The 20,232-nt window shown below is 68.7% G+C and carries 16 protein-coding genes; 10 read left to right on the top strand and 6 right to left on the bottom strand.

Annotated elements, in window-relative coordinates:
• The first annotated feature begins 301 nt into the window (after positions 1 to 301).
• The 6 genes from MRB58_RS04800 (at position 302) to MRB58_RS04775 (ending at position 11,307) form a co-directional block, all read left to right on the top strand.
• Positions 302 to 2,107, top strand: coding sequence for a heparinase II/III family protein (locus tag MRB58_RS04800; RefSeq protein ID WP_244781894.1), 1,806 nt, complete (start codon positions 302 to 304; stop codon positions 2,105 to 2,107).
• Positions 2,108 to 2,155: 48 nt separating this feature from the next.
• Positions 2,156 to 3,736, top strand: coding sequence for a bifunctional phosphoribosylaminoimidazolecarboxamide formyltransferase/IMP cyclohydrolase (gene purH, locus MRB58_RS04795; protein ID WP_244780598.1), 1,581 nt, complete (start codon positions 2,156 to 2,158; stop codon positions 3,734 to 3,736).
• Positions 3,737 to 3,877: 141 nt separating this feature from the next.
• Positions 3,878 to 4,639: a hypothetical protein gene (locus tag MRB58_RS04790; RefSeq protein ID WP_244780597.1), complete on the top strand. Its 762-nt coding sequence runs from the start codon at positions 3,878 to 3,880 to the stop codon at positions 4,637 to 4,639.
• Between the two features lie 230 nt (positions 4,640 to 4,869).
• Positions 4,870 to 5,673 (top strand): ImuA family protein, encoded by an 804-nt coding sequence (locus tag MRB58_RS04785; RefSeq protein WP_244780596.1) that lies wholly within the window; start codon positions 4,870 to 4,872, stop codon positions 5,671 to 5,673.
• A 3-nt stretch (positions 5,674 to 5,676) separates the two neighbouring features.
• Positions 5,677 to 7,218, top strand: coding sequence for a DNA polymerase Y family protein (locus MRB58_RS04780; protein WP_244780595.1), 1,542 nt, complete (start codon positions 5,677 to 5,679; stop codon positions 7,216 to 7,218).
• A gap of 15 nt (positions 7,219 to 7,233) precedes the next feature.
• Entirely contained in the window at positions 7,234 to 11,307 is a 4,074-nt protein-coding gene (locus MRB58_RS04775) for an OB-fold nucleic acid binding domain-containing protein (RefSeq protein WP_244780594.1), read from the top strand.
• 194 nt (positions 11,308 to 11,501) lie between these two features.
• Here the strand turns inward: MRB58_RS04775 and MRB58_RS04770 are convergent, their stop codons facing one another.
• Positions 11,502 to 12,245, bottom strand: a complete 744-nt coding sequence (locus MRB58_RS04770; protein ID WP_244780593.1) for a DUF502 domain-containing protein — start codon at positions 12,243 to 12,245, stop codon at positions 11,502 to 11,504.
• Positions 12,246 to 12,363: 118 nt separating this feature from the next.
• Here MRB58_RS04770 and MRB58_RS04765 point away from each other — a divergent pair, with 118 nt between their 5' ends.
• Genes MRB58_RS04765 through MRB58_RS04755 form a run of 3 tightly spaced genes read left to right on the top strand, consistent with a single transcriptional unit; the run spans position 12,364 to position 14,165 of the window.
• Complete coding sequence (locus tag MRB58_RS04765) at positions 12,364 to 13,290, top strand: cation diffusion facilitator family transporter (protein ID WP_244780592.1); 927 nt, start codon at positions 12,364 to 12,366, stop codon at positions 13,288 to 13,290.
• 39 nt (positions 13,291 to 13,329) lie between these two features.
• Positions 13,330 to 13,764, top strand: a complete 435-nt coding sequence (locus tag MRB58_RS04760) for an NADH:ubiquinone oxidoreductase subunit NDUFA12 (RefSeq protein WP_244780591.1) — start codon at positions 13,330 to 13,332, stop codon at positions 13,762 to 13,764.
• Complete coding sequence (locus MRB58_RS04755) at positions 13,761 to 14,165, top strand: cupin domain-containing protein (RefSeq protein WP_244780590.1); 405 nt, start codon at positions 13,761 to 13,763, stop codon at positions 14,163 to 14,165. Before MRB58_RS04760 ends, MRB58_RS04755 begins: the two co-directional genes overlap by 4 nt.
• 137 nt (positions 14,166 to 14,302) lie before the next feature.
• Here the strand turns inward: MRB58_RS04755 and MRB58_RS04750 are convergent, their stop codons facing one another.
• The 5 genes from MRB58_RS04750 to MRB58_RS04730 form a co-directional block, all read right to left on the bottom strand.
• Complete coding sequence (locus MRB58_RS04750; protein ID WP_244780589.1) at positions 14,303 to 15,088, bottom strand: hypothetical protein; 786 nt, start codon at positions 15,086 to 15,088, stop codon at positions 14,303 to 14,305.
• Positions 15,089 to 15,250: 162 nt separating this feature from the next.
• A complete protein-coding gene (locus MRB58_RS04745) occupies positions 15,251 to 16,120 on the bottom strand; it encodes an NAD(P)-dependent oxidoreductase (protein WP_244780588.1) in 870 nt (289 codons plus the stop codon).
• Positions 16,121 to 16,168: 48 nt separating this feature from the next.
• On the bottom strand, positions 16,169 to 17,332 hold the full coding sequence (locus tag MRB58_RS04740; RefSeq protein WP_244780587.1) for a PLP-dependent aspartate aminotransferase family protein: 1,164 nt from the start codon (positions 17,330 to 17,332) through the stop codon (positions 16,169 to 16,171).
• Positions 17,329 to 18,075, bottom strand: a complete 747-nt coding sequence (locus tag MRB58_RS04735; RefSeq protein ID WP_244780586.1) for an ABC transporter permease — start codon at positions 18,073 to 18,075, stop codon at positions 17,329 to 17,331. The genes MRB58_RS04740 and MRB58_RS04735 overlap by 4 nt, the downstream gene beginning before the upstream one ends.
• The gene (locus MRB58_RS04730) at positions 18,072 to 18,776 is read right to left on the bottom strand and encodes an ABC transporter permease (RefSeq protein ID WP_244780585.1); all 705 of its coding nucleotides are present in this window, start codon (positions 18,774 to 18,776) and stop codon (positions 18,072 to 18,074) included. The genes MRB58_RS04735 and MRB58_RS04730 overlap by 4 nt, the downstream gene beginning before the upstream one ends.
• A 236-nt stretch (positions 18,777 to 19,012) precedes the next feature.
• Between MRB58_RS04730 and MRB58_RS04725 the strand changes: the two genes are divergently transcribed.
• A complete protein-coding gene (locus tag MRB58_RS04725; RefSeq protein WP_244780584.1) occupies positions 19,013 to 20,200 on the top strand; it encodes a pyridoxal phosphate-dependent aminotransferase in 1,188 nt (395 codons plus the stop codon).
• Positions 20,201 to 20,232 lie beyond the last annotated feature (32 nt).

Genomic DNA, 20,232 nt, shown 5'->3' with positions numbered 1-20,232 from the left:
GGGGTGCGTGGCCCCCGCCATAGCGTCGGAAAACGCGGTCGCGACGCCGGGGAAGCCGTGACGGGCTCGGCCCGGCCGGGGACCGGCCACCTCGCGGTATAAACCCGAGGGGGCGCGTTATCCGGACGCGGCCGATCGCCGCCGCGCACGGCCGGTGGCGACGGTCCATCGGCGACCCGACCGACCGAGACGGGCGCTTCGACCCGGGCGCCGTCTCGCCGCGCATCGGCCACTCGTGACGGCGCGCCGACCGGGACCGCGGGAAATCGCGTCTTGGAGCGATGCTGCACGCGTCTTGCAGGTGAGCGGCGCATCACTGTACTCCTCACCCCGCGCCGGAGCCGCTCGGCTCCGCGCGGGCATCCGAACCCGTCACCCCCTGGTCCCCACTCGAGCGAGCGTTATTGAGATCCTCAGAATGTCTCAGACCACGCTCGCCACGCTCATGGGCCATACGGTCCGGCGCTTCGTCGACCGATGCATCGCCACGCTGCGCGTCTCGCTCTGGCGGCGCCATGTCGCCAGCATTCCTCATCGCGTCCTGTTCGCGCCCGAGACTCTCGCCGAGGCCGACGCCAACGTCGCCGGCGACATCTATGCCGGCGTCTTCGCTCTCGCGGGGCAGGCGGTGGATACCGCCGGCCGATCGCCGTTCACTGTCGCCCCGCCGTCCGAAGCCTGGGCCGAGGCACTGCACGGGTTCGGCTGGTTGCACCACCTGGAGGCCAACGCGACGGAACTTTCGTCGACCAATGCCCGCGCGCTGGTCGACGAGTGGTTCGCTCACGCCACCGTCAGCGAGACGGCGCACCGGCCAGACATCACCGCCGAGCGGTTGATCAACTGGCTGGTCCAGTCGCCGCTTCTGCTCAATGGCGCGGATCCCGCGTTTCGACAGCGATATATGCGCGCACTCGGTCGTCACATGCGCAGACTGGAGCGTGTGCTGCCGGTGGAGCCGCGCGGGATGGCCAAGCTGAAGGTCGCCGCGGCGCTGGTCATCGCCGGCTCCGCCATTGCCAACGAGCAACGTTTGGCGCGGTGGGCGCTCGGCGTGTTGACCGACGTGGTGGGGGGCGACGTCCTGCCCGACGGCGGCCACGTGTCGCGCTCGCCCGAGACGCTTCTCGAGGCGCTTTCCTTCCTCATCCCCGTCCGCGAAGCGCTGGCGCGGCGCCAGCAGCAGGTGCCGGACGCTCTGCGGGACGCGCTCGACCGCATGCTGGCGATGCTTCGCTTCTTCGTGCACAGCGACGGCGGGCTTGCGACCTTCCACGGGGCGACACCGTTGCCGGCGTCGAGCCTGGAGGGCGCCTTCGCCTATGACGACGTCGGCGGTCAGCCGAGCGACAACGCGCGCTATTGCGGTTTTCAGCGCCTCGGCGCCGGTGAGACGGTGGTGCTCATCGATACCGGTGTCGCCCCGCCGCCGCCGTTCGCGGACAAGGCGCACGCCTCGGCGCTGGCGCTGGAGGTCTCGCATGGGCCGCATCGGTTGTTGGTCAGCTGCGGCGCGTTGGGCGCGGCGCGCGAGGAGTGGTCGCCCGTTGGCCGCGCGACCGCCGCACAGTCGACGCTCGTGGTGGACGACACGTCTTCGGCCAAGATGGTCGCCCGCTGGCCGTTGCGGCGCTGGTTTGGGCCGACACTCTATGGCGGCCCCAGCGCCGTCGAAGTCCGCCGCTCCGAATTGACCGTCAAGGCCTCGCACGACGGTTATCTCGCCGCCTACGGGCTCATCCACGAGCGGCGGCTGACACTGGGCGAGGACGGGCTGGCCCTGATCGGCGAGGATCAGCTGATCGGGCAGGACAGGCTCGACGGCCGCCCCTTCGCCATCCGCTTTCACGTCGGGCTCGACATCAAGCTCCGGATCGAGCGGGGGAGGCGCAAGGTTCTCCTGGTGTGCCCCGACCGCTCGATCTGGCTCTTCGCGGTGGACGACGGGCCGGAAATCGAGGTCGAGGAGAGCATCGTCCTTGCAGACCAGCACCGCGCGAGGCGCACATCGCAGCTGGTGATTGCCGGTAATACGTTGACCGATGACACCGTCCGCTGGCACATCGCCCGGCATGCGCATCCTGTCGGTGACGACGACGCTTCGTAGTCCGGCGCCGGCCCACGCGCGGATCACGGCTCTGTTAGGACAAAACGCATGACTGCCACACCGGTGCGCCGGGCGCTCCTTTCCGTTTGGGACAAGACCGGCCTCGTCCCCTTTGCGCAGCGTCTCGTGGCGCTCGGCGTGGAACTCGTCTCCACCGGGGGCACCAGTCGCGCCCTCAAGGAGGCGGGTCTCCCGGTTACCGACGTATCCGACATCACCAACTTTCCCGAGATGCTGGACGGGCGGGTAAAGACGCTGCACCCCGGTGTCCACGGCGGGCTTCTGGCGGACCTCTCCAAGCCCGAGCACGCCGCCGCGCTCGAAGAACATGGCATCGGCCCCATCGGGCTGCTGGTCTCCAACCTCTACCCGTTCGAAATGGCGATCGAGAGCGGCAAGCCGCCGGCCGAACTCGTCGAGCAGATCGACGTCGGCGGCCCGTCGATGACCCGGGGGGCGGCGAAGAATTTCGCCCACGTCGCCCTGATCGTGGATCCGGACGACTACGACACGGTGGCCGACGCGCTGGAGGCTGGCGGCACGACGCTGGCGTTGCGGCGGCGCTTGGCGGCCAAGGCCTTCGCGCGGCTCGCCGCCTACGATGCGACGATCGCCGCGTGGATGGCGCAGGCAAGCGCGGCCGACGACGTTCCGGTCGATCACCGCGTGTGGGCAGCGTTCGGCGGTAAGCGCGTCGCCGAGATGCGTTATGGTGAGAACCCGCATCAGTCCGCCGGTTTCTACCGCGCGGCGGGCGGCGGAGGCATCGCCTCCGCAAGGATCGTGCAGGGCAAGGCGCTCTCCTACAACAACGTCGCCGACGGTGACGCGGCGCTCAGCGCGGTGGCCGACTTCGGCGCCGACGTCGCTGCCGTTGTGGTCAAGCACGCCAACCCTTGCGGCATCGCCGTCGGCGCGGACCTCGCGGAGGCGTACGAGCGGGCGCGGCTGTGTGATCCGGTCTCGGCGTTCGGGGGCGTGGTGGCGCTGTCGCGGCCGCTGGACAAGGCGACTGCGGAGATGATCGCAGCCGTCTTCACCGAGGTGGTGATTGCGCCGGGTGCCAGCGACGAGGCAATGGCGGTGCTGGCCACCAAGCCCAACGTCCGCCTGCTTTTGGTCGACGAGTTGCCGGCGCTTTCCGGCTCGATGGTGCGCAGCGTGGGGGGAGGGCTGCTGGTGCAGTCGGCCGACGATGGGCATGTGGCGCGCGACGCCATGAAAGTGGCGACCCGGCGCGCGCCGACCGAGGCGGAGTGGGCCGACCTCGCGTTCGCCTGGCGGGCGGTGAAGCACGTGAAGTCCAACGCCATCGTCTATGCCAAGGGGCAGGCGACGGTCGGCGTCGGCGCTGGGCAGATGAGCCGCGTCGATTCGGCCCGCATTGCCGCCTGGAAGGCCGCGGACACTGCTAGGGAAGCCGGCGAAGAAGGGAGCCGGACCCTCGGCTCGGCCGCCGCATCCGACGCCTTCTTTCCCTTCGCCGACGGCTTGGAGACCATCGCCGCGGCCGGCGCGACGGCCGTGATCCAGCCGGGCGGCTCGCGACGGGACGACGAGGTCATCGCCGCCGCCGACGCGGCCGGCATCGCCATGGTGATGACCGGGATGCGCCACTTTCGCCACTGATCGCCCGCGCGTCGGCATCAGTAGGGGACTGGAGACGCTGATGTGTGCGTCGAGCCGGTCGCCGGGGTTTCCTCGGCGGTCGGTCCATAACATGCTTGCCTCTACGTTGGCCCATCGACGATGCCGGCGGGGGAGGCGACCATGTGGCAATCCGGCAAGCGGCGGCCCCTTCTGGACGACGACACCGCCGCTTGGCACCTCGACAATTTCGCGTGGTTGATGCGCGAGTTCGGCGGCGGGGGTGACTTTGCCCGTAGCCGTCTCGTTCTCCCCCGGCCGGGCTACTTCTCCACCGACGGCGAGACGGGCCACGCCCTCGCCGAACGGCTCTTCGCCCAAGTGCGCCGCTACTGCCTCATCGAGGACTGGCACGTCGACCTCATCGCGCTCGACCGGCCCGCTGATGCGGCGGCGATCGGCGAGACGTTCGCCGTCGACGCGCGGATCACGGCCGCCGCCTCGTTCGCGGTCGACGAGCATGGCGTTCTCATCACCTATTCTCCCGAGGATCTTGGCCGACCGATGGCGCTGATCGCGACCTTCGCGCACGAGCTGGCGCACTACCTCGTCGCGTCCGCCGACACACCGCCGTTGTGCACCGAGGATGAGGAGGAGTTTTTGACCGACCTCGCAGCCTGCTTCCTCGGTTTCGGCGTTTTCCTTGCCAATGCTCGGTTCGAGCATCAGGTGGGCGCTGGGACTTATGGCTGGTTGCGTCGCGGCTATCTGCCGGAGCGCGACCTCGTCTTCGCCACCGCCATCTTCCTTGCTGTAAAAGGGCTCGACCCGATAGAGGCGCGCGACGCGCTCGACCCGCACCTCGGTCCGCAACTCGACCAGGCGCTGGCCGACCTCGAGGGGCGCGGCGAAATCGCCGAGCTTCAGCGCCTCGCAGCCTCCTGAATCGCGGCTTTTGGCCCGCGGAGCAGGGCGCGCGCCTTTCCCCGCGATCACTGTCGTTGTTCGCTGCTTGCTGTTGCAGATGACCGTTCGGTCGGTGGCGTCGACTGCCGGCATGATCGGGTCTTTGGTTCCATCGCGTCTGTGACTTTAGGTTGCGAATCATGGATTGACAACCCCTTTGTTCCAATATAATCAGAACGAGAGTAGAACATTAACCATTTGAGGCGTCCATGGCGACCGCGCTCATCCCCCCGTGTTCCATGGTTTATTCTGGATCTGATCTGGAGCAGGGTGCGCGCAAGGTTGGGGCACCGGCCTGGAGCGCCGAGCGGTTCCCGAAAGGTTTGCTGCGTGATGTATCAACCTCATTTCAGGATGGAGTGCATCTCTTTGCCTGTTCTCGCGTCGCCAATTTTATCGCCTCTTGCTCTTTTCTTGTATCTCTTCTGTTGTGTGCGACTTTTTTGAAGAAGTGCTTATGGGTCTCGCAAAACCTCACGAGGCATGAGAACGGCGCGCTGGCGGGCTCCGGACTTTGCGATATGGGTTTGGATCCGGAGCGGATTCTCTTCGTCCAAGTCGGAAACGCGTCTGAGGTTCTCTGGGTTTTGGAGCAGGCGTTGGTCTCGGGCGCCTTGGGGATGGTCATCGGCGAACTGCATGACGACCGGGGAATTCTCGACATAAAATCCACCCGCCGGCTGAACCTTCGCTCTTATGCGGCAGGTATGCCCGTCCATCTTGTCGCCTCAGGGCAGATCGGTGCCACGGCGGCCTTGACCCGATGGGCGATCCACCCTGTCCTTCATCCGACTGTACCGCACCGCTCCATCGGCTGGCCGAGCTGGAGGATGGATCTTAATAAGAACAAAAAGGGACAATGCGGGCATCAAATCGTTACGTTTGACCCTGTAAAACGGGAATTTTTCTCCTTAAGATTGCGTTCTCACGAAGTGCCGTCCCCCCGACACGAGCTTTCAGAGACCGGCGTCGTCGCTCTGGAAGCCGTGCGGCGAAGGGCGGATGCGCGCTGAACCATGCAGCCAACCCGCAGAATCCTCTACGTCTGGCTCGCGTACCTGCCGACCGACCGCCTCATGATCGAGCAGCGGTTCTCTCCTGACGCCCCCGTCGTCACCTATGCGAAGCAGAAGGGGGCCATGCTTCTGGAGGCGGTGGACCGCTCGGCGCAGGCGGCCAAGCTCCGGGCCGGGATGGCCCTCGCCGAGGCAAGGGCGCTGGCGCCCCATGTCGAGGTCCATCTCTCGGATCCGCACGCGGATATGCGCCTCCTCGAAAGGATCGCACGAGATCTCGAACGCTTCACGCCTCTCGTGGGGCTCGATCAGCCCGACGGACTCATGCTCGATATTGCCGGATGCGCGCATCTTTTCGGCGGTGAAGAGGCGCTGGTGGAAGCGCTCCGGGCAAGGTGTGTCGCGTGCGGGGTCCAGGTGCAGGTGGCCGTTGCCGACACACCTGCCGTCGCCTGGGCACTTGCCCGCCACGGACATGGCCATATCGTTCCAGAAGGTGAGACGCTTTCCGCCGTCTGCGACCTGCCCACCGCCTCGATGCGCCTTCCCGATGAGACCGCAGCGGTCCTGCAACGTCTTGGCTTGAAGACCGTGGCGCAGGTTCTGGCACAGTCCCGCAAATCCCTGACCCAGAGGTTCGGTCCTCTCATTGGCCGGCGCATCGACCAGATGAGCGGGTTGGAAGACGAGCCGATTACCCCCCTCACGCCCGCCTCGCCGCATATTTTCGATCGCGCCTTCGCCGAGCCGGTCTCCCACATCGAGGCGCTGGAGGCCGGATTGCGGCAGCTGGCGGCGAGCTTGACGGGCGCGCTCGCGCCAAGGGGGCTGGGCACGCGCCTGCTCCAGCTACGTTTGTTCCAGGCCGACGGAATGGTGCGGGATATTGCCGTCGGCGCCAGCGCGCCGCTCAACGATGCGGCGCGGATCACACGCCTCGTCGCACCGCGCCTCCAGGAAATGTCGGCGCGGATCGAGAGCGACAGCGGCGTCGACCTGATGCGGATCTATGCGGGTGAATTGGAGCGTATCGGGACCAGCCAGCCCCGACTCGACGAGACCGAGGACGTCTCGCGTGACTTCGAGGCGCTCGTCGATACGCTCTCAGAGAGGTTCGGGGCCTCGGCAGTTTATCACCTGGCGCCGGTCAACACGCACGATCCTTCGTCACAGACGCAGCGCGTGCCGGCTCGCCAGGCGTTGCGCGCCCCGTCCTGGGGGGAAGCACACAGGCCGCGCTGGCGCCATGGGCCGCTGCGCCCGCTGCGGCTTCTGGAGCCGCCCGAGCCGATCCTGGCCGTCGCCGGTGTCCCGGATGGCGCGCCGGTACGCTTCCTCTGGCGCCGGGTGTTCTACCACGTCGCCATCGCCGAGGGGCCAGAGCGCATCGCGCCGGAATGGTGGCGCGAGGAGGCGGGGCACACATGCGACTATTTCCGCGTGGAGGATCGCGAGGGGCGTCGTTTCTGGCTGTTTCGCAAAGGGCTTTTCGCCGGTGAGAGCCAGCCGCCGAAATGGTTTCTGCACGGGTTCTTCGGCTGATGGCGGAGAGAAAGGGTGAGCGATTTCATCGAACTTGCCGCCAAGAGCAACTTTTCCTTCCTGGAGGGCGCCTCGCATCCGGAAGAATTGGTGGTGGCGGCGGCTGCGCTCGGGTCACCCGGCATTGCCGTGTGCGATCGCAACACGCTGGCCGGCGTCGTCCGCGTTCATCTCGCAGGCAAGGAAGTCGGGATCCGCACGGCGGTCGGCTGCCACCTCGTGTTCGAGGACGGCACCCCCGATATCCTGGCCTGGCCGTCCGACCGCGCCGCCTACGGGCGTCTCTGCCGTCTCCTGACGGTAGGCAACATGCGGGGGAAAAAAGACAATTGCCGCCTGATGTTGAGCGATCTGGTCGAGTGGTGCGAGGGCCTCGTCCTCGCCATCGTGGCCCATACCGCCGCCCCCGATGCGATCGCGCACGCTGCGGGCACGCTTGCCGCCCGCGTCAGCCATCCGCTGCGTCTCACCCTGTCGCTGTCCTATGGGGCGCAGGACCAACGCCGACTTGCCGCCCATGCCGCTCTCGCCCGCCGGTTGGGGCTGCGGCCCCTCGCCACGACGCTGCCGCTGTATCACGATCCCGCCCGCAGGCCGCTGCAGGACGTGCTGACGGCGATCCGGTTGCACACGAACGTGGACGCGGCAGGCCGCAGGCTCGCCGCGAACGCGGAGCGGCACGTGAAGGCGCCGGCCGAGATCACCCGCCTCTTCGCCGCGGTGCCCCAGGCGGTGCGCGAGACTCTCGCCGTTATGGACGAGATCGATTTTTCACTCGACGAGCTGCGCTACGAATATCCCGAGGAGCCCACAGATCCCGGCTGCACGCCGCAGCAGACGCTGGAACGTCTCACGTACGACGGTGCGGCCAAGCGCTATCCCGACGGCGTGCCGCAGAAGGTCGCCGCGCTCCTGACCCACGAGCTTCGGCTCGTCGAAAGCCTCGATTATGCCCCTTATTTCCTGACCGTCTTCGACATCGTGCGGTTCGCGCGGGACAACGCCATCCTGGCGCAGGGGCGGGGCTCGGCGGCGAATTCGGCAGTCTGTTTCTGTCTGGGGATCACGGAAGTGGACCCCGACCGCTCCGACCTTTTGTTCGAACGATTTATCTCGCCCGAACGACGCGAACCGCCGGACATCGATGTCGACTTCGAGCACGAGCGGCGCGAGGAGGTAATCCAGTACATCTACGAGAAATATGGGCGGGACCGGGCCGGCATCGCGGCGACGGTGATCACCTACCGCGCCCGCTCGGCGGCGAGGGAGGTGGGCAAGGCGCTCGGCTTCAGCGAGGACAGCGTCGGCGCGGTGGCGGGGTCCATCTGGGGCTGGGGCACGAACGGGGTCGACGAGGCGGCCGCGACGCAGGCGGGCCTGGATCCGCGCGACCACCGGATTGGTCACCTCATCCGTCTCTCGCGCGAGATCGCCGGGTTTCCGCGCCACCTGTCGCAACATGTGGGGGGCTTTGTGATCACCCGCGGGCGGCTGGACGAGATGGTGCCCGTGGTGAAGGCCGCGATGGACGGGCGCACCAACATCGAGTGGGACAAGGACGACCTGGACGCCCTGGGAATCCTCAAGATCGACGTCCTGGCACTCGGCATGCTGACGTGTGTGCGTAAGGGTCTGGCGCTGCTGGCACGGCATTATGGCGCTGATTTTGCGGCTCTCCTCCCCAAGCGATCGCCGAGGGAAGCTTCTGGTCCCGGGGCAGGCGACGCGCCGGACGAGGTCGATGGCGCGGCGGGATCGCAGGCGGTCGAGGCGATGGGAGCACCGCCATCTCGCCAGGTGCCCACCGAGGGGTTTTGCGAAACTGGAGCCGGGCCGTTTCTGCTTGGCGGGCCCTATGGGGAGGCGGGAGGCACGCATCCGGGGTCCGAGACGGACCGCCCGGTGGGCGCCGGGGCCGATGGTGGAGGCGGGATGCCGGTTCGCCCCACGTTGACCCTGGTGCCGTGCGAGGCGGCGAGCGGGTCCGCCCAGGGAGGGGGGGCGCGAGGTGGGCGCGCGCTCAGGAGGGGGGGTTATGGGGAGCTGGCGGCCTCGCCTTTGTTGACGCTGGTCGCGGATGCATCGGACGCCGCGCCCGCGCGGATGCCGCGCGGCGGGACGTCTTCGATCGGCTCGCCGAGCGGTCGGCCTCGGGGCGTCCCCTCCGGCGCCCCCGCGCCAGGGCTCTCCGAACCGCTGGCTGCCGAGCCGCTGGCCGGTGTGCCGCTGGATCAGGGGGGGGCGATCAACCTCGCCAGTATTCCGGCCGAGGATCGGGACGTTTACGACATGATCTGCCGGGCCGACACGCTCGGCGTCTTCCAGATCGAGAGCCGGGCGCAGATGACGATGCTGCCGCGCCTGCGCCCCCGCACCTTCTACGACCTCGTCATCGAGGTGGCGATCGTACGGCCGGGGCCGATTCAGGGCGATATGGTGCATCCCTACCTGCGTCGCAGGCAGGGAAAGGAGCAGGTCACCTACCCCTCCAAGGAGCTGGAGGAGGTGCTCTCCAAGACCCTCGGCGTGCCGCTCTTTCAGGAGCAGGCGATGAAGATCGCCATCGTCGCGGCCGGCTTCACTCCCGCCGAGGCCGACCAGCTTCGCCGTGCCATGGCCACCTTCAAGAAGGTCGGCACCATCGGCACCTTTCAGCAGAAGATGGTCGATGGGATGACCGCCAAGGGCTACGATCCGGCCTTCGCCGCCCGTTGCTTCAATCAGATCGAGGGGTTCGGCGAGTACGGCTTTCCGGAGAGCCATGCGGCGAGCTTTGCGCTGCTCGTCTATTCGTCATGCTGGCTGAAGTGCCACTACCCCGACGTCTTCTGCGCCGCGCTGCTCAACAGCCAGCCGATGGGCTTCTACGCCCCGGCGCAGATCGTACGCGATGCCCGCCGACATGGGGTCGAGGTCCGCCCGGTCGACATCAACCTCTCCGACTGGGACTGCACGTTGGAGGAGGGGCCGCGGGCGGCCGAGCGGCTTCATCCCGATCATGCCTCGATGCGCGGTGCGATCCGTTCGCGCTGCGCCGTACGGCTGGGGTTACGGCAGGTGAAGGGCCTCGCCGAGGGCGACATGCATCTGCTGGTCGCCCGCCGCGGTCACGGATACGACACCGTACGGGATCTGTGGCTGAGGACGGGGCTGCCGCGCGTCACGATCGAGCGGTTGGCCGATGCCGATGCGTTCGGCTCGCTCGGCCTCAACCGGCGCGATGCGCTGTGGGGCGCACGCGGTCTCGACCGGGATTCGCGGCTGGAGGACTTGCCGCTGTTCGCCGCGTCCGACCTTGCCCGGTTGCAGGAGGAAGCCGCCGCCGATCTGCCGCCGATGCCCCCCGGCGAGGAGGTGATCAACGACTACCGCTTCCTCTCCCTGTCATTGAAGGCGCACCCGGCCGAGTTCGTGCGCGGGGCGCTGGCGCGGGAGCGGATCATGCCGGCCCGCGCGGTTCCGGGGCACGCCGGGCGGCGGGTCGCGGTCGCCGGCCTCGTCCTGGTTCGGCAGCGGCCGGGCTCGGCGAAGGGCGTCATCTTCATGACGGTGGAGGACGAGACCGGGATCGCCAACGTGATCGTCTGGCCGAAGGTGTTCGAGGCCTTCCGCACGGTGGTGCTGGGCGCGCGCTTCATCAAGATCACGGGTTGGGTGCAGGCGCAGGACGGGGTGGTTCACGTGGTCGCCACCAAGCTGGAGGACCGCACCGGGCTGCTGACGCGGCTGACGGACGACGTCGGCGAGTGGGACGCGCTCGACCGGGCCGACGAGGTCAAGCGCCCCGGCACCGACCCGCGCACCGACACTCGCCCCCGCACCTTGCTCACCCGGTTCGTCACCGAGGTGGGGGCCATGAGCAAGGAGGCGGCGGGACTGGGCGACAACCGCACGGTCGCCGAGGCGCTGGAGGCGCATCGCAAGGCCGCGGCCACCATCGCCCGGGGCGGCCGTGGCGGCGGCGCCGCGCCCGACGACGCGGATACGGGCGGGGCGGACCGGGACCGGCGGGGCGACCGGAAGGCGCCGCCTCGGGAGCTGCCACCCGAGTATCGCAAGGCCCTCCCCAAAGGGAGGAATTTCCAGTGACGCGACCGGGGGCGCCAGGTACGGCCGGTGCCGTCAGACCGGGACGAGAACGGGATCCCCGCGCTCCGGCAGCCGCCGTCCCGTGCCGCGGGGTCGGCGCACGGCGGAGCCGCGCCGCCGGAAAGGCGCGGCAGGGGCCGCCCGCACCGGTCGGCGCGCGGGTTCCGAGCGCCGCGCGCCGCGCCGGATGCGGTTCAGCCGCCGCTCGATTCCGGGCCCGCGGCGGGCGGGAGCGGCGCGGCGGGCGGCGCGGCCGGAGCTTGGGGCTTCACCACCTGGGGCTCGCTGTCGGCGGCTTGGCGGATGCGCTTCATGTAGTCCGGCGCCGTCACACCCATGGAGACGTAGATGTTCGTCAATCCCTCGACGCCGAAGTCGGCCGGCCGGACCCACTCCGCCGGCAGGAAGAAGAGGCCGCCGCCGAAGGGCACCGGCGCGGTCGGCACCATCACGATGCGGTAGTCTCGCCCCTCGATCTGCACCGACTGGTCGGACGGCATCAGCCCCAGGACGGCCGTGCGCCGCTCGTCGGAGAAGAAGCACCAGACCGGGCTCATGGACTTGACGTCCACGTCGTCCCGCCGATCCAGAAGCTGCACGAAGCGGGTTATCGTCTTGTAGATGGTCCCGATCAGCGGGATCCGTCCGATCGTCACGTCGAAGAAGTTCGACCATACCGTGCGCAGGCGCGACTGGACCAGCACGCCCAGGAAGTAGAGGCTCGCCAGCACGATCGCCACGCCGATCAGGTAGGCGAGGTTATCGTCCACCACGAACGCGCCAAGCCGCGCCACGGAGTATCCGAACCACGACTCCGGCCCGAAGAATTCACCCACGTACGCCGCGACCCAGCCGATCACCAGGAATGTGAGCAGCACGGGCAGCACCGCCAGCGCCCCGGTGATGATCGGGCGCACGAGCACGAGAAGGAGGCGCATCAGATCTCCAGTCACCGGGGTCGGTCCTTTGAACACATTCGATCCTTTGAACGCATACGATCGTCGCGCGTTCACCACCAGTGCGCGAATGAGCTTAATACTTGGAGAAGGTTGCACGATGGCCGCTCAAGGCAACACCAAAGTGATCTATGCGGCGCTGTTCGCCAACGGCGCGATCGCGGTGACGAAATTCATCGCGTCGGCGGTCACCGGATCGTCCGCCATGTTCGCCGAGGGCGTGCACTCCGTGGTCGACACCGGCAACCAGTTCCTGCTGCTGTTCGGCATTCGCCGCTCCAAGCGCCCCGCCTCGGCGGAGCACCCGTTCGGCCACGGCAAGGACCTATATTTCTACGCCTTCATGGTGGCGATCATGATCTTCGGCGCCGGCGCCGGGTTCGCCGGCTACGAGGGCATCCACAAGCTCCTGGAGCCGACCGAGGTCTCGCCGTCGTGGATCAACTACGCGGTGCTGGGCATCGCCTTCGTCTTCGAGGCCGTCGCCTGGACGATGGCCTATCGGGGCTTCCAGGCCTCGCGCCGCGGCCGTGGCATCATCGAGACGGTGCACCGCTCCAAGGATCCGACGCTCTTCACCGTCTTGTTCGAGGACACCGCGGCGATGCTCGGCCTGATCATCGCCTTCTTCGGCGTGCTGGCGACGCAGCTCACCGGCGATCCGGTCTACGATGCGCTGGCGACGTGCTTCATCGCCGTGGTGCTCGCGGTGACGGCGGTGTTCCTGGCGATCGAGACGAAGGGGCTCTTGGTCGGAGAGGCGGCCGATCCGAACGTGGTACGCCAGCTTCGTGCGACGGTGACGGCGGATCCGGCGGTCGTCGCGGTGGGGGATGTCCTGACCATGCACCTCGGCCCCAACGAGATCCTCGCCACGATCTCGGCCGACTTCGACAATTCGATCTCGGCCGGCTCGGTGGAGGACGCGACCGCGCGGCTGCGCAAAACCGTGCAGGCGTCCTTCCCGGACGTGTCGCGGCTCTATATCGAGGCACGCGAACTCAAGCCCGGCACCGCCTCCGTATGATGCTTTACATCCCCGCCACCGCTGACTAGGACTTGGCACATGGCTCAGACTCCTCTTCGCCGTTTGCTGCAGCTCTTCACCTGGTGGAACGGCACCACCTGGGGCACGTCGTGGACGACGTATCTCCGCGGTGAGGAGGTCGGGACCGATCAGTTCGGCAACCGCTATTTCCAGACGCGGGGCGCCAAGGTCGACCCGACGCTCGGCCACGTCCGCCGCTGGGTCATCTATACCGGCGTCGCCGAGGCGACGATGATCCCGCCCGGCTGGTACAGCTGGATGCACCACCTGACCGACCTGCTGCCCGAGCAGCAGGGCTACGTCGCGCGCGAGTGGGAAAAGCCCCACCGCCCGAACCCGACCGGCACGCCGGACGCCTACCGGCCGACCGGCTCCATCTTCCGGCCCGACCCGGAAGCCGGCATCTCCGCCGGCTACGACGCCTGGACCCCCGGCGAAGCCGTCTCGAAATGAAGATCCTGCGCAACGGCGAAGTCGACACGATCCTCGCACCGGCGTCCTACTTTACCGGGACGGTATTTCAGAACCCGATCGTCACCGCGCCGGACCCCGCCCGCGTCAACGCCGCCTCGGTCACCTTCACACCCGGCGCGCGGACCAACTGGCACACCCACCCGCTGGGGCAGACGCTGCACGTCGTCTCCGGCAGCGGCTGGTTCCAGACCGAGGGTGAGCCCCGGATCGACATTCACGCAGGCGACAGCATCTGGATTCCGCCCGGCGAGAAGCACTGGCACGGCGCGACCGACTCCATGATGATGACGCACATCGCCATCCACGAGCGCGACCCGGAGGCCGGCCACATCACCTGGCTCGAGCCGGTCGACGAGGCGGATTACCTGGCCCGGCGCTGAGCCGACATTGCGCCGAGCAGCGCACACGCTGCGCGCCGAAGAAAAATCTGCAAACCATTCTGCCTGGAACGCTGGAACGCGGCACGTGACGGGCTTCGCTCGAGGGCATGTCCGGCCGCGTGCCGGGTTGCGGCGCGTCAGGCGTCGCGGCGGCCGTCCGGCTCTTGCTCGGGGGAAAGGGCGGTGACCGTTTCCTTCGCGGTCGGCGTCCCGCTGCCGGAGAAGAGATGCGCGGCCGCGCTGGTGACGGCCAGCAGCGTGGCGAAGGCGCGCGAGGCGAGGTAACGACCTGCCCGATATCGCCGTGGCGGCACGGCCGGCCGGCCGGGAGGGCCGGGTGCGGCGGAGCGGTCGGCGCTGATCACCGCCTGCGCCAGGTAGGCCGGCCGCCACAGCGCGAAGGTGTCGGTCGCGTCGCCGCAATAGGGCGGCACGTGCTCGGCCAGGAACTCGCCCACCTCGTCCGGCAGGGCGATGACGCCGCGGACGCTGGCATGCTCCAGCGCCGCCTGGAAGGCGATCTGCGGGCGTCCGGCGGTGGGGATCGGGAATACGGTCTCGATCTCGGCGATGCCCTTGTCGGAGGTGACCGCCACCGTGCGCACCGCGCGGCCGATCCCGTCCACCGGCGTCGGCGCGCGCAGCCCCACGGTCACCGGTACCCCCGACAATGGCGAGAGCGCGGCGTCGACGATCTGGATGCGCAGGTGTAGCGGGGCGCCCACCAGCGGCGCGTCGGAATCGTTCACAAGCGGCGAGGAAGGCGCGTCGGCGCGGGGCGGGATGCGCGCGATGGGCGCACCCGACAGGAGGGACGTTCCCGCACAGTCGGGCCGCTCGACCCGCTCGCCGGACGGCGCGGCGTCGATCAGAGTGAGGTCTCGCCGGTAATCGGACAGGACGCTGCCGAACTGTCTAAACACGTCGTACTCCGCTCTCCCCGGACAGAAACCGGCACTGGACCAATGTTCGAGCCCAGCGAGAGTTGCAGGCCGGCGGAGTTTTCCACCGGCCCGCGTCGATATAGGCCTAATCGCCCCTTAAGGACCGGCGCCTCGCGCAGGTCTGGGCCGCGGCCCGCGAGATCAAGAGCGCTCCAGGCGCGCCAGCAGTGCGGAGGTGTCGTAGCGCCCGCCGCCCATCTTTTGCACATCGCCGTAGAACTGGTCGACCAGCGCGGTCACCGGCATGCGCGAGCCGTTGCGGCGCGCCTCTTCCAGGACGATGTGCAGGTCCTTGCGCATCCAGTCGACCGCGAAGCCGTGGTTGTACTCGTCGGCGTCCATCGTCTTCCAGCGGTTCTCCATCTGCCAGGAGCCGGCGGCGCCCTTGGAGATCACGGAGATCACCTTCTCGATGTCGAGCCCGGCGGACTTGGCGAAGTGGATGCCCTCGGCGAGGCCCTGGACGAGGCCGGCGATGCAGGTCTGGTTGACCATCTTGGTCAGCTGCCCGGCGCCGGTCGGCCCCATCAGGCCGACCATCTTGGCGTAGCAGTCGATCACCGGCTTGGCCTTGTCGAAGACGGTCTGATCGCCGCCGACCATGACGGTGAGCGCGCCGTTCTCGGCGCCGGCCTGGCCGCCGGACACCGGCGCGTCGAGGAAGTCGAACCCGGCGGCCTTGGCGGCGTCGCCCAGCTCGCGCGCGACCTCGGCCGAGGCGGTGGTGTTGTCGATGAAGACGGCGCCTTTCTCGACGGCGGCGAAGGCCCCGCCTTCGGCGATCGTGACCGAGCGCAGGTCGTCGTCGTTGCCGACGCAGCAGAACACGAAGTCCTGGCCCGCGGCGGCCTCGGCGGGCGTCTCCTTGTAGGCGCCGCCGAACGCCTCGGCCCACGCCTTGGCCTTCTCGGTGGTGCGATTGTAGACCGTGACCGTGTGGCCGCCCTTCGCCAGGTGCCCGGCCATCGGGTAACCCATCACGCCTAGGCCCAGAAATGCGACGTTCGCCATCGAGCGCTCCTTATCGGTTCTAATGTATTAGCGTGCGTTTTAGTGCCATCAGGGCACCTCGGCCAAGGCCTGATCGAGATCGGCGACGAGGTCTTCGACCGCCTCGATGCCGACGGCGAGGCGCAACAGCCCCGGCGGCATGTCGGTGGCGGCGGGCTCGATCGAGTGGCGATGCTCGATCAGGGTCTCGACGCCGCCGAGCGACGTCGCCCGCGCGATGAGCCTCAGCCGCCCGGCGAGGCCGAGTGCGGCGTCCGCGCCGCCGGCGACGTCGAACGACAGGAGGCCGCCGAACCCGCCGTCCATCTGCGCCGCCGCGACGGCGTGGCCGGGGTGCGTCGGAAGGCCGGGATAGCGCACCGTCGTCACCTTCGGATGCGCCGCGAGCCATTGGGCGAGGTGGAGCGCGTTGCGCGACGCCTCGCGCACGCGCAGCGCCACGGTCCGCATGCCGCGCGTCAGCAGCCAGGCGTCGAACGGGCTCAGGACGCAGCCCTCCTTGGCGCGTGTGTCGAGCGCCGCGTCGAACAGGACGCGCCCGCCATGGCCGGGGACCAGCGCGCCGGCCAGCACGTCCGAGTGACCGTTGAGCGCCTTGGTGGCGGAGTGGACGACGATGTCGGCCCCGTGCTCCAGCGGGCGGGTGTGGATCGGCGTCGCGGTGGTGGAGTCGACCGCCAGCAGCGCGCCCGCGGCGTGCGCGATGCGCGCGGCCTCGGCGATGTCGATCACGTCGAGGAAGGGGTTGGAGGGCGTCTCGATGATGACGAGGGCCGGGCGGCGGGTGGCGACCGTCTCGGCGAGGCTCTCCAGCGAGGCACCGTCGAAGGTGATCGGGGCGCCGTCCGCCAGGCGCTCGCCCAGGACCTGGGTGCCGTAGTACGAGCCGCGCTGCACGGCGACGCGGGGCCCGCCCGCGGCCCGCATCAACGCTGCCATCGCGGCGAGGCCGGAGGCGAAGAGCGCGGCGTCCTCCGCCCCCTCCAGGGCGGCGATGACCGCCTCGGCCTCGCGCGTCGTGGGACTGTGCGGGCGGCGATAGACGTCGCCGGAGGCGGGGGTTCGGTAGGCGGCGTCGCGCACGAAGGTGGTCGAGGGTTGCCAGGCGCCGACCACGCCGCCGGTCGCCGCGTCGTGCTGGCCGTTGGCGTGGGCGGCGATGGTCTCACGGCGCAGTGCGTCGGGTCGGGCGGTATCGGGTCGGTCGGTCATGCGGCGCCCATGGCGCTCGGCTCCAATGGTCGTTTGGCGGACGAGGTGCGCGTCGGCGCGAGGTGGCGGGTGAGGCGCTTCTCCAGGAGGTTCCAGACTTGGCGCAGCGTCTCCACCAACACGAGGTAGAGCGCGGCGGCGTAGAAGTACACGTCGAAGCGGAAGGTGTCGGAGTAGATCAGGCGCGTTTCGCCCAGCAGGTCGTACACGGTCACCACGGAGGCGACGGCCGAGCCCTTGATCATGAGGATGATCTCGTTGCCGAAGGGGCGCAACGCGATCATCGCGGTCTGCGGCAGGATGATCTTGCGGAAGGTGATCCGCTTGGAGAGCCCCAGCGCCGCGCCCGCCTCCCATTGCCCCGCCGGGACCGCCTTCACCGCGCCGCGGAAGATCTCGCCCTGGTAGGCGGCGGTGTTGAGGATGAAGGCGAGCACCGCACAGTTGAACGGGTCGCGCAGGAACCACCACAGCCCGACGTCCCGCCAGAAGCCGGAGAACTGCCCGGCGCCGTAGTAGATCAGGAAGAGCTGCGCCAGCAGCGGCGTGCCGCGGAAGAGGTTGGTGTAGAACCACGTCACCCACCGCACGAGGCGGTTCTTGGACATCCGCCACGCCGCGACGAAGCACCCCAGCACCGCGCCGATGCCGACCGACAGGCCGACGAGCTGCAAGGTGACGACGAACCCGTCGAGGAGGTCGTCGCCGTACTCGGCGAGCATTTTCGGCAGGATCTCGTTCATCGGGCGTAGGCGCGGCTGTAGCGCGCCTCGAGGAGGGCGAGGACGCCCGAGGAGATCATCGAGATGACGAAGTAGATCGCCATCGCGACGGCGAAGAAGAAGAACGGCTCCTTGGTGGCGCCCACGGCGATGAAGGTGCGGCGCAACAGGTCCGGCAGCGCGAGGACCGAGACCAGCGCGGTATCCTTGAGCAGCACCAGCCACAGATTGGACAGGCCCGGCAGCGCGAGGCGCATCACCTGCGGCAGCATCACCTTGCGCATCGTCGCCCAGCGGCCGAGGCCGAGCGCGTCGGCCGCCTCCAGCTGACCCCGCGGCACCCCGCCCAACGCGCCCATGAACACCTCGGAGGCGAACGAGGCGGAGACCGCGCCCAGCGCGACGACGCCGGAGAGGAAGGCCGGCATCGTGACGTACGCGTCGGTGAAGAGAGCGACGAACCAGCGTAGCAGCATCGCCACGCCGTAGTAGACGATGAAGAGCGTGATCAGCTCCGGCAGACCCTTGAAGACGGTGGCGAAGACGGTGGCCGGGATGCGCAGCAGCGGATTGCCGGATCGACGGGCGAGGGCGAGCAGGAAGCCGGCGACGAGCGCCAGCGGGGCCGTCACGAATGCCAGCGCCAACGTGATTTTGACGCCGGCGAGAAGTTCGTCGCCCCATCCGTCCGGCCCGAAGGCGAGCAATGAGAAGATGTCCATGAAATCCGGCGGCTGGTGTGCGGTGTGCAGGGGTCGCTGCCAGGACACGTTATCTGTCTGGTCACGGGGGTCAAATTCTTCTCGCGCCTCGGTTCACCGGGTTTGTGCCTGAAACGGTGGGCTTTTCAGCCTGGTACATGGCTGAACGAACCGGTGAGGCGGGGAAGGAGCCCCTTAGCAGGTTGAGGTTGCGGGCAGATCGCCCCAACTTCTCGAAGACGAACCGGAGGCAGCCCATGCGATATGCATCGATCACGGACAGGCTTCGCGGTCTCGGATCCGGCAAGTGGGCCGTGCATTTCGAAGCACGACGACGCGCTGAGGCCGGCGACGCGATCATAGAATTGACCATCGGCGAGCCCGACATTCCTCCGGAGGACGACCTGCTCGACGTGTGCAGCGCCTCGATGCACGCCGGGCGCACCGGCTACGGCATCGGCGGCGGGGCCGATCCGGAGCTCGCCGAGGCGATCGCCGCGAAATATTCGCGCCGCACCGGCCGCACGATCCTGCCCGCCAACGTGCTCGCCTTCCCCGGCACGCAGACCGCGCTCTACGCCTCGATGATGGGCCTTGCCGAGCGCGGCGACGAGGTGCTCGTGGGCGACCCGCTCTACGCCACCTATGCCGGCGTGATCGGCGCGGCGGGGGCGGAGATGCGCACTGTCGCCCTGCACGCGGCGAACGGCTTCCACATGCGTGCCGAGGACCTGGAGCGGGCGATCACGCCGCGTTCGCGGGTCGTGCTCCTCAACTCGCCGCACAACCCGACCGGGGCGATCCTGACACGGCCGGAGATCGAGGCGATCGGCGAGGTGTGCCGGCGACACGACCTGTGGATCGTGTGCGACGAGGTGTACGAGGAGCTGATCTTCGAGGGCCGGTTCGTCTCGCCGTTCGACCTGCCGGAGCTGGCGGAGCGCTCGGTGGCGTTGTCGTCGATCTCCAAGTCGCATGCGGCGCCCGGCTTCCGGTCGGGCTGGGCGGTCGGGCCGGCGGAGTTCTGCGCCCGGCTGCTGCCGGTGTCGGAGACGATGCTGTTCGGCAATCAGCCCTTCATCGCCGACATGACCACCTACGCGCTCACCGAGCCGTCGCCGACCGCGGCGACCTTGCGCGAGACCTACAAGCGCCGGGCCGAGCTGGTGGCCGACCGGCTGGAGGGCTCGGGCCTGGCGCCGCTGATGCCGGACGCGGGCATGTTCATTCTGGTCGACGTGTCCGGCGTCGGGATGGGCGGCGAGGCCTTCGCCTGGGCCGCGCTCGACAAGGGGGTCGCGGTGATGCCGGGCGCCTCGTTCGGCGAACAGGCGAAGGACTTCATCCGCATCAGCCTCACCGTTCCGGACGAGGACCTCGCCGAGGCGTGCGGCCGCCTCGCCGAGATGGCCCGCGCGCCGCGCACCGAGCGGCAGATCGCCTGAGGCGGGGCGGGACGACCGACGGACCCGTGCCG

Origin of the sequence: Acuticoccus sp. I52.16.1 (assembly GCF_022865125.1) — a bacterium.
Lineage (GTDB): Bacteria > Pseudomonadota > Alphaproteobacteria > Rhizobiales > Amorphaceae > Acuticoccus.
The sequence above is the reverse complement of the archived record's forward strand: the minus strand, read 5'-3'. Positions and strand labels throughout refer to the sequence as shown.